Origin of the sequence: Pseudomonas reinekei (assembly GCF_001945365.1) — a bacterium.
GTDB lineage: Bacteria > Pseudomonadota > Gammaproteobacteria > Pseudomonadales > Pseudomonadaceae > Aquipseudomonas > Aquipseudomonas reinekei.
Map to the genome: position 1 here is coordinate 24,198 of NZ_MSTQ01000017.1, position 13,479 is coordinate 37,676.

15 protein-coding genes are annotated in these 13,479 nt (G+C 59.9%); all 15 read left to right on the top strand.

Going from position 1 to position 13,479, the window contains the following annotated elements; translation table 11 throughout:
• Positions 1-187: 187 nt before the first annotated feature.
• On the top strand, positions 188-616 hold the full coding sequence (locus BVK86_RS22690) for a MarR family winged helix-turn-helix transcriptional regulator (protein WP_075948547.1): 429 nt from the start codon (positions 188-190) through the stop codon (positions 614-616).
• The gene (locus BVK86_RS22695; protein WP_075948548.1) at positions 613-2,685 is read left to right on the top strand and encodes an FUSC family protein; all 2,073 of its coding nucleotides are present in this window, start codon (positions 613-615) and stop codon (positions 2,683-2,685) included. The genes BVK86_RS22690 and BVK86_RS22695 overlap by 4 nt, the downstream gene beginning before the upstream one ends.
• Positions 2,682-2,891, top strand: a complete 210-nt coding sequence (locus tag BVK86_RS22700) for a DUF1656 domain-containing protein (protein ID WP_075948549.1) — start codon at positions 2,682-2,684, stop codon at positions 2,889-2,891. Before BVK86_RS22695 ends, BVK86_RS22700 begins: the two co-directional genes overlap by 4 nt.
• A complete protein-coding gene (locus BVK86_RS22705) occupies positions 2,888-3,775 on the top strand; it encodes an efflux RND transporter periplasmic adaptor subunit (RefSeq protein WP_075948550.1) in 888 nt (295 codons plus the stop codon). Before BVK86_RS22700 ends, BVK86_RS22705 begins: the two co-directional genes overlap by 4 nt.
• Positions 3,772-5,220: an efflux transporter outer membrane subunit gene (locus BVK86_RS22710; RefSeq protein WP_075948551.1), complete on the top strand. Its 1,449-nt coding sequence runs from the start codon at positions 3,772-3,774 to the stop codon at positions 5,218-5,220. The genes BVK86_RS22705 and BVK86_RS22710 overlap by 4 nt, the downstream gene beginning before the upstream one ends.
• A gap of 93 nt (positions 5,221-5,313) precedes the next feature.
• Positions 5,314-5,949, top strand: coding sequence for an NADH:ubiquinone oxidoreductase subunit N (locus tag BVK86_RS22715; RefSeq protein ID WP_075948552.1), 636 nt, complete (start codon positions 5,314-5,316; stop codon positions 5,947-5,949).
• 294 nt (positions 5,950-6,243) lie between these two features.
• On the top strand, positions 6,244-7,749 hold the full coding sequence (locus tag BVK86_RS22720) for a YdgA family protein (protein WP_075948553.1): 1,506 nt from the start codon (positions 6,244-6,246) through the stop codon (positions 7,747-7,749).
• A gap of 196 nt (positions 7,750-7,945) precedes the next feature.
• Positions 7,946-8,509, top strand: a complete 564-nt coding sequence (locus BVK86_RS22725) for a YbhB/YbcL family Raf kinase inhibitor-like protein (RefSeq protein WP_075948554.1) — start codon at positions 7,946-7,948, stop codon at positions 8,507-8,509.
• Positions 8,510-8,597: 88 nt separating this feature from the next.
• Positions 8,598-10,310 (top strand): vWA domain-containing protein, encoded by a 1,713-nt coding sequence (locus BVK86_RS22730; protein ID WP_075948555.1) that lies wholly within the window; start codon positions 8,598-8,600, stop codon positions 10,308-10,310.
• A 1-nt stretch (position 10,311) separates the two neighbouring features.
• Entirely contained in the window at positions 10,312-10,878 is a 567-nt protein-coding gene (locus BVK86_RS22735; protein WP_075948556.1) for an RNA polymerase sigma factor, read from the top strand.
• Positions 10,875-11,474, top strand: coding sequence for a hypothetical protein (locus tag BVK86_RS22740; protein WP_075948557.1), 600 nt, complete (start codon positions 10,875-10,877; stop codon positions 11,472-11,474). The genes BVK86_RS22735 and BVK86_RS22740 overlap by 4 nt, the downstream gene beginning before the upstream one ends.
• Positions 11,475-11,494: 20 nt before the next feature.
• Positions 11,495-11,761 carry a hypothetical protein gene (locus tag BVK86_RS22745; RefSeq protein ID WP_231977962.1) on the top strand — a complete coding sequence of 89 codons (267 nt, stop codon included), beginning with the start codon at positions 11,495-11,497 and terminating at the stop codon, positions 11,759-11,761.
• Between the two features lie 406 nt (positions 11,762-12,167).
• Complete coding sequence (locus BVK86_RS22750) at positions 12,168-12,500, top strand: DUF6124 family protein (protein ID WP_075948559.1); 333 nt, start codon at positions 12,168-12,170, stop codon at positions 12,498-12,500.
• Between the two features lie 172 nt (positions 12,501-12,672).
• Positions 12,673-12,972 (top strand): type II toxin-antitoxin system prevent-host-death family antitoxin, encoded by a 300-nt coding sequence (locus BVK86_RS22755; RefSeq protein ID WP_075948560.1) that lies wholly within the window; start codon positions 12,673-12,675, stop codon positions 12,970-12,972.
• Complete coding sequence (locus BVK86_RS22760) at positions 12,969-13,277, top strand: type II toxin-antitoxin system RelE/ParE family toxin (protein ID WP_075948561.1); 309 nt, start codon at positions 12,969-12,971, stop codon at positions 13,275-13,277. Before BVK86_RS22755 ends, BVK86_RS22760 begins: the two co-directional genes overlap by 4 nt.
• The last annotated feature ends 202 nt before the right edge of the window (positions 13,278-13,479 follow it).

Sequence of the window (13,479 nt, forward strand, 5' to 3'; positions counted from 1 at the left end):
TGTTCTCGAGGTTTGTACTGAAAAAGTATATACGTTTTCAGTATCGCGATACCCCGCAGATGCGGCTTACCGATTGGCGGTCAATTTGTTTCAAAACTTGACGAAAAATCCCTTCAAATGCCATATTGATAGTTAGCAAACTAACAGTGTGTTGTCCCTCGTGCCGAATTCTCTCGACGCTCTCCAGATGAACATCAGCAGCTCCATGGTGGTGGCCGCCCGGCATTGGCGAAAAATCTGCCAGACCACGCTGGTCAACTATGGAATCTCCGAAGCGTGTGCCGTCCCGTTGTTGATGATCGGGCGTCTGGGCGAGGGTGTGCGGCAAGTGACCGTGGCCCAAGCGGCAGGGATGGAGAGCCCGTCTCTGGTGCGTTTGCTCGATCAACTGTGCCACGCCGGGTACGTTTGCCGTACCGCCGATGCCCAGGACCGCCGGGCAAAATGCCTGAGCCTGACGGATACCGGTCGGACCCTGGTACACGCTGTCGAGGTCGAACTGGTGCGATTGCGCAACGAGGTACTCGACGGCATCGCCCCGCGAGACCTGGAAGCTGCCCTGCGTGTATTGAAGGCCTTCGAGGCGGCCGGGCAACCTTCGGACACTCACCCTTGAGCGGCTTCTTTTCCGGCATGCCTCCCGCGCGGGACTGGTTTTACGGAGTACGCACGTTCGCGGCTTCGATGATCGCGCTGTACATCGCGCTGCTCATGCAAATGCCGCGTCCTTACTGGGCGATGGCCACGGTGTATATCGTCTCCAGCCCGTTTGTCGGGCCGACCAGTTCCAAGGCGCTGTACCGCGCGGTCGGCACTTTCTTGGGCGCCGCTGCCGCCGTTCTGTTCGTGCCGATGTTTGTCCAGAGTCCCTATGTGCTGGTGGTGGTCATCGCGCTGTGGACCGGGATCCTGCTGTTTCTGTCCATGCATTTGCGCACCGCCAACAACTACGCCTTGATGCTGGCCGGTTACACCTTGCCGTTGATCGCGCTGCCGGTGGTGAACAATCCCTTGGGTGTGTGGGACGTCGCCGAGGCGCGCACTGAAGAAATCTTCCTGGGCATCGCCGTGGCGGCGGTGGTGGGCGCCATGTTCTGGCCCCGACGCCTGGCCCCGGTGTTCAACGATTCGGTGGGTAAATGGTTCGCCGACGCGTCGACTTACAGCCAGCGCTTCCTTGGCCGCAACGTGCAGTCCGAGGAAGTCAGCGCCCTGCGCGCGTCGATGGTGACGACGTTCAACACGCTCGAATTAATGATCGGCCAGTTGCCCCACGAAGGCGCGCGCCCTCAAACCGTGCGCAACACCAAAGAGCTGCGTGGACGAATGATTCATCTATTACCGGTGATCGATGCCCTCGACGATGCGCTTTACGCGCTGGAGCGACGCACGCCGGAGCTGGTGGACAAGTTCACACCGCTGCTGGTCGCCGCCACGCAATGGCTCGAACGCAAGGACGCTGACCTCGATCGCTGGCAAGCGTTGAAAGATCAGCTCGAAGCCCTGCAACCCGACGCCCAAGCGCTGGAGGATCGCAAGCAACTGCTGTTCTCAAACGCCATTTACCGCCTCGGCGAATGGATCGACTTGTGGCAGGACTGCCGCAGCCTGCAACACGCCATCCAGTGTGAAAGCCAGGACAGCTGGCGTGCGGTGTATCGGCACTGGCGCCTGGGCCGGCTGACTGCATTCCTGGACCGTGGCCTGATGCTCTATTCCGCCGCATCGACCGTCATGGCGATCATCGTCGCTTCGGTGTTGTGGATTCTGCTGGGCTGGACCGACGGCGGCGCGGCGGTGATTCTGGCGGCGGTGGCGTGCAGTTTCTTCGCTTCGATGGACGACCCGGCGCCGCAGATTTACCGGTTCTTCTTCTGGACGGCGATGTCGGTGTTGTTCGCCAGCCTCTACCTGTTTCTGGTGCTGCCCAATCTGCATGATTTCCCGATGCTGGTGCTGGCGTTTGCCGTGCCGTTCATTGTGGTCGGCACCCTGACCGTCAAACCACAGTTTTACCTCGGCATGCTGCTGACGCTGGTCAACACCTCATCGTTCATCAGCATTCAAGGCGCCTACGACGCGGACTTTCTCAGCTTCGTCAATTCCAACCTGGCCGGTCCCGTGGGGCTGTTGTTCGCCTTCGTCTGGACCCTGATTGCCCGCCCGTTCGGCGCTGAACTGGCGGCCAAGCGTCTGACCCGTTTCGCCTGGCGCGACATTGTCAGCCTCACCGAACCTGCCACCCTGGCCGATCACCGGAAGCTGGGCGTGCAGGTGCTGGATCGACTGATGCAGCATTTGCCGCGGTTGGCCATGACCGGCCAGGACACCGGCATCGCCCTGCGCGAAGTCCGTGTGGCGCTGAATATGCTGGATTTGCTCGCCTACACGCCCCGGGTTCACGGTGCACCGCAGACGTTGCTGCATCAAGTGGTGACCGAGGTCGGCGAGTATTTCAAGGCTTGCCTCAAGGCTGGTGAACGCCTGCCGGCACCGAGTCCGTTGCTGATGACCCTCGACCGCACCCGTCGTGCCCTTGCCGGCGCGGGTGACGATGAAACCCGTCGGCATCTGCTGCACGCCTTGAGCGGCTTGCGCCTGGCGTTGTTGCCCGGCGTCGAGTTTGTCGGTCCCGCCGACGCTGAAGAACCGCTTCCCCATGGCATCGATGGAGCGCCTTTATGATCGGTGATCTGGATATCAGCGGGGTGTTCCTGCCTACGTTGCTGGTGCTGATGGGCATTACGTATGTGTTGTACCTGTTGGTGCACGGGGTGCTGACGCGCCTGCAATTTTACCGTCTGGTCTGGCACCGGGCATTGTTCAACGTGGCCCTCTACGCCTTGCTGCTTGGCGCCGTGGATTCACTCAGTCGATACCTGATGACATGAAAAAACCGTTTCTAACCCTCGGTCGCGTGGTGCTGACCCTGTTGATCGTGAGCTTCGCCGTGGTCGTGGTCTGGCGCATGGTGATGTATTACATGTTCGCGCCCTGGACCCGCGACGGGCACATTCGGGCCGACATCGTACAGATCGCGCCGGACGTGTCCGGGCTGATCCAGCAGGTGGAAGTGCGCGACAACCAGTGGGTCAAGCGCGGCCAGGTGTTGTTCAGCATCGATCAGGACCGTTTCAAGCTGGCCCTGCGTCAGGCAAAAGCGGCAGTCGCCGACCGCGAGGAAACCCTGGCCCAGGCTCAACGCGAAGCCAAGCGCAACAAGGACCTCGGCAATCTGGTGCCGGGCGAGCAACTGGAAGAAAGCCAGTCACGAGTGGCCCGCGCCCAGGTCGCGTTGATGGAAGCTCAAGTGGCGGTGGACAGCGCGCAGCTCAACCTCGACCGCTCGGTGATCCGCAGCCCGGTCGACGGCTACGTCAACGACCGCGCGCCGCGCACTCAGGAATTTGTCAGTGCCGGACGCCCGGTGTTGTCGGTGGTCGACAGTAATTCTTTCCACATCGACGGCTATTTCGAAGAAACCAAACTCAACGGCATTCACATCGGCCAGCGTGTCGATATCCGCGTGATCGGCGACAACGCACGCTTGCGCGGGCACGTGGAAAGCATCGTTGCCGGCATCGAAGACCGCGACCGCACCAGCGGCAACAACCTGCTGCCCAACGTCAACCCGGCGTTCAGCTGGGTGCGCCTGGCCCAGCGGATTCCGGTGCGGATTGCCTTCGACGACGTGCCGGCGGACTTCCGCATGATCGCCGGGCGCACCGCTACGGTATCGATCATTGACGACAATCATCGGGAGCCCGCGCAATGAGCAAGGCCTCGGGTTTGGCGATTGCCGGATTAGGCTTGTTGCTGACGGCGTGCCAGGTGGTTGGCCCGGACTATCAGGTACCTGACGATGCCGCCATCCACCGCAAAGACTTGCAGGGCGAGTTGGCGGTGGAGGGCAAGCCGGTGGTCTCGATACCCGTGCCAGCCGATTGGTGGCGCTTGTATCAGGACCCGCGACTCGACCAATTGGTCCAGCAGGCCATGGCTTCCAACACCGATTTGCGGGTGGCGGCAGCCAACCTGTCCAGGGCCCGCGCCCAGGTCGACGAGGCTGAGGCCGCCGGTGGCTGGAGTGGCGGGGTGAAGGTGGGTGCCCAGCGCTTGCAGGAGTCCGGTGAAGCATTCTTGCTGCCGGAAAAAGTGCCGGTGGCCAACATCGGCGATATCGGCATCAGCGCCTCGTACCAGTTCGACCTGTTCGGCACTCTACAGCGCGGCATCGAGGCCGCGAAGGCCAATGCCGATGCGACCCAGGCGGCGGCTGACACGGCACGCATCACGTTGGTGGCCGATGTGGCCCGCGCCTACACCCAGGTGTGCGCGGCCAACGAAGAGCGCGAGATTGCCCAGCACTCCCTCGACCTGCAATCGCAAAGCACCACGCTCATCCAGCGTCTGCGCGATGCCGGGCGTGGCGACGAAACCCAGGTCACTCGCTCGCAAACCCAATTCAAATCCTTGCGCGCCGATATGCCCCGTTATGAGGCGGCGCGTCAGGCAGGGCTGTTCCAGTTGTCGATGCTATTGGCCAAGCCTGTCGATCAACTGCCGTCAGGCACGGCGACCTGCGCCGAATTGCCGAAAATCGCGCAACTGATGCCGGTGGGTGATGGCGCATCGCTGCTCAAGCGTCGTCCCGACATACGGCAGGCCGAGCGTCGACTGGCGGCGGCAACCGCCACGATTGGCGTCGCCACGGGGCAGTTGTATCCGGACATCAGCATCGGCGCGACCATCGGCACCGTGGGTATTGTCGACAACCTCGGCGAGCCGTCGACCAATCGCTGGGGCTTCGGGCCGTCGTTGACCTGGACCGTGCCGACCAACGGCGCCCGAGCGCGCATCCGCGAAGCCGAGGCGGCCACCCAGGGCGCGCTTGCGCATTTCGACGGTGTGGTGCTCAACGCGATCCGCGAAGCCCAGACTGGCCTGGCCCAGTATTCGGCATTGCTGCAACGCCGTGATGCCCTGGCAGACGCCGAGCAGTCGGCAAAACTGGCGGCGGATCAGACTCACCGCTTCTTCCAGGCGGGCCGCGCCTCCTTCCTGGCCGACCTGCAAGCGACACGCACCTACATCGACGTCACCGCGCAACTGGCGGCGGCGAACACCCAGGTTGCCGCGAGCCAGATCAATTTGTTCCTGGCGCTGGGCGGTGGTTGGGAAAGCGGACGAACGCAAGCGTCGAACTCCGGCAAACCCTGAGGCCGTTGCTATGCTTTGAAGTGTTGGAAGGGCGCCCCGTGCAAAGCGCCCTTGCTGCACTTAAGGCTCGCGCAGGTCATGGGGAAACCAATAATGAAAAACCCTTATGCTCTCGGCTTCTGGTGCGCCGTCGTAGCGTTGTTGCTGCTTTCGGCCACCTATTTCTACGGCATCATGCTCGCCCACCAGATCGACAAGGCGATGGTGTTCCTCGACAGTGCGGTGGCGCTGATCGCCGTGATGTCCGTCGCGGTGGTGGCCTGGGTGTCCGTCCAGACGCAACGCATCAAAAAAAGACAACTCCAGCAAGGCAAGACGCTGCTGCTGATCTGGGACACCAAGGTCGCGTTGCGTCGGGTCGAAACGGTGTTCGATCGCTATTTCTGGGGCAGTTACTGGCAGCCGGGGCGCACGTTCCAGGAAGTGATGGGTGAACTGACCGGCACGCCGCTGGAAAAAAGTCTCGAAACCCTGAAGAAGCAATGCCTGGAACTGGACAAGCAAGTCGAGGACGACGGCCGACACTGGCTCAACAACGCCCGGGAACTGGCCGACGTCGCCACCGCCATGGCCCGCGAGCGCTATCAACTGGATTTCTGTGACCCGCGTGGCGAAGTGACGGGTGGGGCCGTGATCAATCGGGATTTTGAAGTGCTGGTCTACACGTGGACCGCGCGGCTGAAAACCTTTGATCATCAGCTCGATGAGATTGAGGTTCAGTATTCCTGATCCTGTGATGGTCATGCTGACGCCATCGCGAGCAGGCTCGCTCCCACAGTGATTATGTGTCGATCACAAATCCCCTGTGGGAGCGAGCTTGCTCGCGATGGCGGTCTAATGAGCGCCGACATGCTCAGCACTTCGTTAATAATCCACAGACACTCTTTAACCTTTAATCATTGGGCCGTCCCGCGCGCCTGATGCTAATCTGCACCGCACTTTCAGCGCAGTCGTAACCGTAACCCGCCATGGGTTCAGGGAAGACGACCACACCTTCAACAACGGATATTGAACGGGTCATACATGAATAAATCAGCAGGCGTGCTTCTGGGAATTGTTGTCGCCATGGGTGCAATCAGCGCTGGCGGTGCCTGGTTTACCGGCACCAGGATCGAAGGGGTGTTGAACACTTCCCTGTTGGATGCCAACAAGCAATTGCAGGCCGCACTGGTCGGTTACAAGGGCACTGCATCGCTGGAGCTGGTCTCGCTGGAGCGTCATGTATTCAGCAGCACCGCGCACTATCGGCTCAAGGGTGAAGGCGAAATGTTCGGCGAGGCCCCGGTGGAATTGCTGTTCGTCGATCACATTGAACACGGTCCGTTGCCGTTCTCGCGCCTGATGTCGCTGAAGTGGTTGCCGGTCATGGCCACCAGTCACTACGAACTGGAAAAGACGCCGCTCACCGAAAAATGGTTCGCCGCCGCCAAGGACGCCTCACCGCTCAAGGGTGTCGTGAATATCGGCTACGACAACGCCACCAACGGCACCCTGGAGTTGCTGCCTCTGGAAATGGCGCTGGACGACAAATCCAGCATGAAGTTTTCCGGCCTGAAGATGGATGTCGCGGCGAGCGCCCAGGCGCAGAAGGTCAAGGCCGATGGCTACATGGACAGCCTGAAGCTGACCACCGTTTCCGAAGATCAGGCGCCGGTATTGGTCGAGCTGAACGGGCTGACCCTGGCCAGCAACCTGACCAAAAGCACCTATGGCTACTACACCGGCGACAACACCATCGAACTGAGCAACAGCAAAACCACCTATGGCGTCAAACAGTCGGTGCTCGGGTTCAAGAATTTTGAAATGAAGAACCACACCGAGGAATCGGGCACCAGCGCTTCCGGGCGTGCCGATTACAAAGTCGGTGAAGTGTCGTTGAACGGCAAGGCAGTGGGTTCCGCGCAGATGGCCATGAGCCTGAAGAATCTCGACATCCCGTCCACCCTGGTGCTGATGCAGATTTACCAGACCAAACTGCAACCCTATGAACAGGCCGCCGCCGAGGCTGCCGAAGCAGGGCAACCGGTGCCGGAACTGAACCTGACCGAAGCCGAGGAAGCGCAGCTCAAGACCAACCTTGAACAGTTGCTCGCCGCCGGCCCGCAAGTGGCATTGGAGAACCTGTCATTCAAAACGACCAACGGCGAGAGCCGGGCGAACCTGGTGCTTGACCTGACCAAACCGCAATCGATCGATTTGCCGGCCGATCAATTGGCGAAACAGCTGGTCGCATTGCTGGACTTCAATCTGCAAGTGTCCAAGCCGATGCTCGTTGACGTACTCACTGTGCAGTCGCAACTCGACGGACAGACCGACGCCAAACTCATCGCCGATCAGGTCACGGCCACGGCTGACATGTTCAGCAGCATGGCCGTTGGCTCACAGTTGGCGAAACTGGACGGCAACAACATCGTCACTAAATTGCATTACGCCAACAATCAGGTGGACTTCAACGGCCAGAAAATGACCCTCGAAGAATTCGCCGGTTTCCTGATGAGCAAGTTCGGTGGTACTGGCGAAATCCAGTAAAACCACCGCGCCCACCTTCAGGCGCTGCCGCAGGCTGCGATCGTTTGTTTTTCAATAACCAAAAGATCGCAACCTGTGGCAACTCCTGTGTGCTTGTGTAACCGCAATGTTCATCCAAATCCCACTGCCACCGCGTGAACGGTCCGGCTATAGTTTGCACGCCGACGACGGCCCAACACGCACAAGGTGCTCCGGAATGACCCGTATGACCTCTCTGAAACCTTGGCTGGCGGCCGCTGCCGTGGCTTTTTGCGTGCAACTTCCGGCACACGCCGCGCAGGAGCGTTTCACCCTGAACATCCCGGGTGTTTCCGATGACCGCTTGTTCACGTCGGCCGCCGCCAGCGATGCAGCGGGCTGCGGCGGGCACAACGTTTCGCCGGCATTGGCCTGGAACGCCGGCCCGGCAGGCACCCTCAGCTACGCCATCGTCATGCACGACCCCGATGGCCAGAAAGGGCAGGGCGTTGATCACTGGGTGCATTACGGGATCAAGGCCGGCACACATCAGATTGCGTCCGGCGTCGGCGCCAAATCCGCGCTGGAAGGCGTGGGCGGCACCAACAGCAAAGGCACCACCGGATACGTCGGCCCATGCCCGCCCGTGGGCGACAGCGCGCACCATTACATCATTCAGATCTACGCCCTGGACCTGGCCCCGGATGCCTTGCCTGCCGGCCTGACCCGTGCGCAGTTTCTGGAGAAAATCAAAGGCCATGTGCTGAAAAACAGCAGCGTGGTACGGCGTTACCATCGCTGAAGAATTTTTTAGCGCGGCTTAACCCGAATCGAAAAGGCTGACCGTCTCAGAGGATGAATGGATCATTTTCCTCCTGAGGTCAGCCCCCATGTCCGTCCCTCTGCATTTCCTCCGCCCGGCCGCCCAGGGTTTCGCCGTCGGGTTATTGCTGGCCGTTGCCGGCTGCGGTGTTTCGTCAAAACCCGAGTCTGCCGCAGCGCCGTCTCCGGCTCAGCCTGAGTTGAAAACCGAAGCACTGGCGCAGCACGAAATGGTCGCGGCCGATGCACCGCTGGCCAAGCGCAGGGTGCGAGCAGCGCCGATCGCCAGCTTCGCGCCGATGCCTGCGGGCGAGGCTTATCCACAGGGTTATCGCGACGAGCAGCGCGAGCAGTATCAAACGCTGGCGGACAACCCCATCCACAGCGTCGCCGAAGCGCCGGTCTCGACCTTCAGCGCCGACGTTGACACCGGCTCGTACGCCAATGTCCGCCGTCTGCTCAATCAAGGGCGCCTGCCACCGGAAGGGGCGGTGCGGCTGGAGGAGATGGTCAATTACTTTCCCTACGATTACGCCCTGCCCACTGATGGCTCGCCCTTCGGCGTGACCACCGAACTGGCGGTATCGCCGTGGAATTCGCATACCCGCTTGCTGCGCATCGGCATCAAGGCCTCTGACCGCGCCGTTGCGGAACTGGCCCCGGCGAACCTGGTGTTTCTGGTGGACGTGTCCGGCTCAATGGACCGCCACGAGGGGTTGCCGTTGGTGAAAAACACACTGAAATTGCTGGTCGAGCAATTGCGTGGACAGGATCGGGTGTCGTTGGTGGTCTACGCCGGGGAATCGCGGGTCGTGCTGGAACCCACCTCGGGACGGGAGAAAACGAGGATTCGCGCCGCCATCGACCAATTGACCGCTGGCGGCTCCACCGCCGGGGCCTCGGGCATCGAATTGGCTTATCAACAGGCGCAACAGGCCTATATCCCCAACGGCATCAACCGCGTTCTGCTCGCCACGGACGGCGACTTCAACGTCGGCATCAGCGACTTCGACAGCCTCAAGCAAATGGCTGTGGATAAACGCAAGACCGGCGTGTCCCTGACCACCCTGGGTTTCGGTGTGGATAACTACAATGAACAGCTGATGGAACAACTGGCCGATGCCGGCGATGGCAACTACGCCTACATCGACAACCTGCGTGAGGCACGCAAGGTGCTGGTGGATCAGCTCGGCTCGACCCTCGCCGTGGTGGCGAAGAATGTGAAGCTGCAACTGGAGTTCAACCCGGCGCAGGTCAGTGAATATCGGCTACTCGGCTACGAAAACCGCGGGTTGAAGCGTGAGGATTTCAGCAACGACAAGGTCGATGCTGGCGAGATCGGTGCAGGACACACGGTAACGGCGTTGTACGAAATTGTCCCGGCAGGCGAGAAGGGCTGGTTGGAACCCCTGCGTTACGCTCAATCGGGAGCCGCTGTTGCGCAGAAGAGCGGAGAATTGGCCATGCTGCGTGTGCGTTATCAGCTGCCGGAAGGTGGGAACAGTCGCCTGATCGAACACCCGATCATCAACGCTCCGATTGGCAAGCCCAGCGATGATCTGCGCTTTGCCGCGGCGGTGGCGGCATTCTCCCAGCAGCTCAAGGATGGGCGCTACACCGGCGAATTCAGCCTCAAAGACACCGAAGTGCTGGCGCGTGGTGCGCGGGGCGATGATCGATTCGGCTTGCGCAGTGAGTTCGTGCAGTTAGTGGAACTGGCGCAGAGCCTGCGCACCACCACGGCTGCAAACAATCAGCCGCTCAAGGGAGGCTACAACTGATATGTCTGGCGCTGAATCAAGCGATGAATCGCTGCTGGCGCGCTATCGTTCGGGTGACGGGCCGGCGTTCGAGATTTTGTACGCCCGTCACCGCCAGGGACTCTACCGCTTCCTGTTCGGTCTGAGCGGCAAGGCCGAACTGGCCGAAGAGGTTTATCAGGATACCTGGCTGAGCCTGATCCGCAGCACCAGTCAGCCACAGGGACGGGCGAATTTTCGTACCTGGCTTTACCAGATTGCCCGCAATCGATTGATCGATCACTGGCGCAAACACGGCATCCATAACCCCTTGCACGACAGCTATGACGAACAGGCTCACGCGGTGATCGACAGTACCGCCGATCCCGAGCAATTGCTGAGCCTGAGTCGCGACAGCCAACGTCTCGAACGCGCGTTGCAAAACCTGCCCGCCGACCAGCGTGAAGTGTTTCTGCTGCGCGCTCACGGCGAACTCGACTTTGCGCAGATCGCCACCCTCACCGAAACCCCGCTGGAAACCGTGAAAAGCCGCTTGCGCTACGCCCAGCAAAAACTGCGTCGGCTGCTGGCCGAGGAGGTACTGACATGACTGACGCCCGTCCTACGCCAGAAGAACAAATGGTGAAGCACTTTCGTGAACATGCCGCGGGTGAACCGCCGGCTCATCTGGATGCATTCATCCTGGCCGCCGCGCAACGGGAAGCGCCGGTACGCAAACCGAGCCTGTGGCAACGCTGGGTACAGGCCTGCCAGAAACCCCGTTGGCAAGTGGCATTCGCCAGCCTGGTCGGCGTCGCTCTTATACTGGCGCTAGTACAACCCACGCCTGAACAGGCACCCGGCTACGACTTCGCCCCCAAAGCATCTGCGCCACAAGCCAAAAAAGAGTTCGCCGAAGCCCCGGCGGCTGCGCGCTCATTGGCTGCCCCGGCGCCTGCGGTACCCATGGCCGACGTCGCTGCCCCCGCGCAGAGCGAGTCCTTGAATGTACAAATGGCCGAACAAGCCAACGTCAGCAAGCGCGCCGCTGCACCGTTGAAATCCCTGGACGAGCAACTACGCGAAGTGCTTCGCCTGCAAAAAAACGGGCACAAGCAAGCGGCCGACAAATTGCTCGCCGACCTGCACAAGCGCTTCCCCGACGAAAACCTCACGGCCCGACTCAAGGATTTGCAGAAAAACTGATCGGCACAAGGTTCGACAATTTGGCATCAAGGCCCGAAAGCGCGCACTATCGGGCCATAGTCGATGCGTTGGAGGATGCCGTGACAAAAAAAATCGACCGCATCGCCCAAATGCTCAGCTGCCCACAAAAGGGCGAGGAACTGCGGCGAGCGATTACCGAGAGTCGTAAGGACTTTCTGCTGAATCAGCCGGAAGAAGCCGTGGCTGAAGACGACGACCTTGAAGAGGAACTCTTCGAGGAAGACGAGGATGATGAGTACGACGAGTTTGACTGGACCACTGAGTAACATTCCCTGAAAAATGATCTTCTGTAGGAGGCTCGCTCCTACAGGTAAAGCCCCGCAGCCGAGTGATTTTGGGCTTGTTTAAAAGGGCTTCGGTTTACTTCCTGCAAGCTACAAATTCTTGCGCCATTACCTACGGCTACGCCAGAATCCGCCGGCTTGTGCGCTTGAGAGCGGGTCGGTAGTTTGATTCGCGTCACTGGTTGTCAGTGACCGGGTTTAGCAGCCCGCCGTGGTTAGTGAAGTGCATAGCATCAGTCAGGTTACTTACCTGCACGTTATGGTGGCTGTGCGTGGGGCGCCCTCGGGCGCGCCGGTTTGCTAACTCCCCGGTCTGCTAACCCGCGCACAGCCGCCACCCATCGTTTAGCAGCGACGTGTGTAAGGCTCCACTTCTGGAGTTAGTCAAATGTCCAAAAAAGTCCCCGACCCACCAGCATCCGAATCAGAGCAACCTGAACGCAAAGGCTCGCTCTTCACCGTCAGCCCCAACATCAACACTGAAACTCTGCTCGCCAACGCCTCGGAAGACCTGCTGTCGATCAGCGCCATAGCCGCCGACCTCGCCGACAATGTAGACGGTTCACGCCGCTCCAAAGCCCTGGCGCTCAGCCGCATGGCCGATGGCGTGCATTTGTTGGTGGAGCGGGCGCTGGATCATCTGGATGAACCTGAGATGGCGGCGATTTTAGCCATGCAGCAAAACCAAACCGCTGACGCTCAGGTGCCGGCCAAAAAATAGGCGCGTGTCCCGTCCTGAATAAGCTTTACCTATTATTAATAGGCCGTTTGATTCGACGATAAAATGAAAAAACCGCTTCGGCGGTTTTTTTGGCTTCGGCCAAATGCTCGTTGACCGTAGCTCCGACAATCAATCACTATAAAGTACTATTTTTAGTACCTTTGGAGCCGTCATGGAGCAATTACTCGCTAGCCGGTCGGTTAGCATCACCGAACTCAAGCGCAGTCCCAGCACTGTGATCGAGCAGGCAGGCTCAGAGGCTATTGCTGTTCTTAACCATAATCGTCCCGCCGCTTATCTCTTGCCGCACGCGGCTTATCAGGAATTGCTGGATCGATTGCAGGCAGCGGAAATTCGTGAGGCCATTGCTGCCAGCCGCAATGATCCACGTCCAGCCATCGCCGCCGATACTGTGTTTGCTGAGCTCGACGCCCTCATTGATGAGGTCGCAGCTGAGCAGGGGCATCTGTGAGGCAACTGCTTTTCTCCGCTCAAGCACGAGATGATTTGCAGCAGATCGTGAGATACATCGCCCGTGACAATCCTGGCCGCGCCAAGTCGTTTATTGGTGAGCTGCGAGTGCAGTGTTCACGGCTGATTGCGCAGCCGCTTCTTGGGATTTCTCGGGAGGACTACGCCAAAGGCGTACGAATGATTACTCATGGTCGATGTCTGATTTTTTACTGCGTGGTCGCCAACGATGTTCACATCGAGCGGGTACTGCATAGCGCGCGCGATATTGGCCGGCTGTTTGAATCAAGCAGCGTGGATCACTAGGTCAAAACCCATCACCCACAAAAAAGCCCCAGTCCCTAAGGCCTGAGGCTTTCTCGTTTCTTCTATATGGTGCCCAGGCGTCGTTTGAACTGAGCTCTGCGGCTCCCGGTTTATAAGGGTTTGACTGGTAATGGTTGGGTTAGGCATACACGTGGGCATACACGCTGATGAATGCTGGCAATTAACTGAGGCATACAACGGC